At 30.5% G+C, this 2,219-nt stretch carries 2 protein-coding genes and 1 pseudogene; all 3 read right to left on the bottom strand.

Features of this window, described 5'->3' with window-relative positions; all coding sequences use genetic code 11:
- Window positions 1-229: pseudogene (locus AC30RD_RS08620) on the bottom strand (tRNA pseudouridine(38-40) synthase TruA); the annotation flags it as partial.
- 6 nt (window positions 230-235) lie between these two features.
- Window positions 236-1,252, bottom strand: coding sequence for an LptF/LptG family permease (locus AC30RD_RS08625; protein WP_489494096.1), 1,017 nt, complete (start codon window positions 1,250-1,252; stop codon window positions 236-238).
- Window positions 1,245-2,063 carry a prepilin peptidase gene (locus tag AC30RD_RS08630; protein WP_489494097.1) on the bottom strand — a complete coding sequence of 273 codons (819 nt, stop codon included), beginning with the start codon at window positions 2,061-2,063 and terminating at the stop codon, window positions 1,245-1,247. The genes AC30RD_RS08625 and AC30RD_RS08630 overlap by 8 nt, the downstream gene beginning before the upstream one ends.
- Window positions 2,064-2,219: the final 156 nt, after the last annotated feature.

Below are 2,219 nucleotides of genomic sequence, written 5' to 3' on the forward strand. Positions count from 1 at the left end.
TTTTTAGTTTATCCAAATCTCTCCAATGTTTTGGCAAATCAAAATGAATAACCTGATTTGTCGCGTGCACGCCTTTGTCGGTTCTGCCGCTTGCTACGATTTTAGAATCTATTGAAAGTTTTTTAAAGGCGCTTTCTATACTGTTTGCAACCGTATTTTTTGTATGTTTTTGGGATTGGAAACCCAAAAATCTACTTCCGTCGTAGCTTATTATCCCTTTGACTCTCATCAATATCTACTTTTTACTCTTTTTTTGTAAATTAAATAACCAAAAAACAGCCATAAAAAGATCATTATTCCTATCGCGTAAAACGGTATATTTTTTGAAAGTAAAAATGAGAGGGTATAAAATATTATTATCGATAAAATTATCCATAAATACGTAAAATTTTTTTTCATATCTTGGATTCTTAATCCCTAAACCCATTATTAAAAATATTGATATCATCGGGAAAAGAGAAACGATTATAAAAATCGAAAAATCAAAAGCCCTTTTTTTGTTTGATGTGCTCTCAAACCAATACTCAATAACGTTTCTATATTTTTTTGCCTCTAAGACGCTTAAATCGTTTAATACCATTTTTTCAAATTCAAGTTGATTTAAAAGCCCATTTTCGTAAGTATAACCTTTACCATCTTTTAAAATAAATTTTAATCCTTCGTTATCTGAGATTATTAAAGCCTCTTTTGCCGTTATAAAATTTTCTTTGTTCATAACTTTTTGATTGTATAAAACTACGTCTTTAAAATGGTTTGTTCCTATTTGTGAGCCTATAAACAAGAGCCAATCGCCAAATTTTTGTCCATATTCGCTCGGTTTTATATTAAATACCGCTTCAGCTTTTTTAAAGGCAATAAAGCCTTTATACATCTGTTTTGCCTGAGGAATTATAACTAAAGAGAGAGTCAATAACGAAATAGAGGTAAGTAATGAAAGTTTTCCTAAAATATGGGCAATTTTAATGGGTTTGATCCCCAACGAAAAAATAACCACCATCTCATAATCGTAAGAGAGTTTAGATAAACTCATCACTCCGGCGGCAAAAAATGTTATAGGTATAGTATAAAAAAGAATTTGCGGAAGAACGTAAATATAGAGTTTTATCAACTCATAAAAATCTACTTTTATAATGGAAGTAATCGATACCACTTTAATAAAAAAGATAAGCGAAGCTATAGCAAAAAGAGGAACAAAAAGAGAAAAAAACATCGTCGAAAAGTTATTGTTTAAATATCTGCTTAATCTAACCATTTATAAACCACTCTATCAATTTATTAAAATTTTGTTCATATAAAAACACAATTATAAGGGAAATCGCTAAAAAAGGAATATAGGGAAGTTCTAACTCTCTTTTTGTAGCTCTTAAAAATATTGATGCAGGAATCGCAAAAATAGCCGATAAAAATATGGCTATAATGGAGAGTTTTACGCCAAGTATAGCTCCTATCGTAGCCGCTACGATAATATCTCCCTCACCCATAGCCTCAATCATAACCGGGGCTGGATAAAAGCTTTTTAGCCATGGGGATTTTTTGATTTTTTGATTTAGTAAAATATTTTCTTTTAAAGAGACATAATAACTTACATAAAATCTCAAAAGGGCAAAAGCTCCTGCAAATATTAGAGCGTTTTGTAAATTTTGCAATATATCTTGCGAAGAAAAAATCGCTAAAGTAAGTGCAGTTAGATTTATACTATCGGGAACCGCTTTATAAAACAGATCGATTACGGATAACGCAAGCAATAGAGAAAAGACTAAAGAGATAATTAAAGAGTATATATTTATTCCGTTTTTTAAAAAAACCGTTAAAAATATTAGTGATGTTAATATCTCTATTAGAGGATATCTAAAAGATATTTTTTCCTTACAATAATAGCATTTACCTTTTAATATTATCCAAGAAATCACCGGAATATTGTGCCACCATTTCAAAGGATTTTTACATTTTGGACAGTGGCTTGAGGGAAAAGCGATATTTTGAAAATTTGGAATTCTATAAATCAATACATTTAAAAAAGAGCCAAAAATTAGACCAAAAATAGCTATTAAAAAAAAATACAATTTTGCTCCTTATATATAAATTTGGGAAATGGAAAATGGGAATTTGGAATTGGGAAATGGGAATTGGGAATTGAGCCCTCCCTTATCATCTTGACCCTTACCCCCTTATCCCTTCAACCTTTCCTAACCGCAAACTTGCTTCGCTTCACTCACCTT

The sequence above is a fragment of the Nitrosophilus sp. genome, from assembly GCF_982775275.1.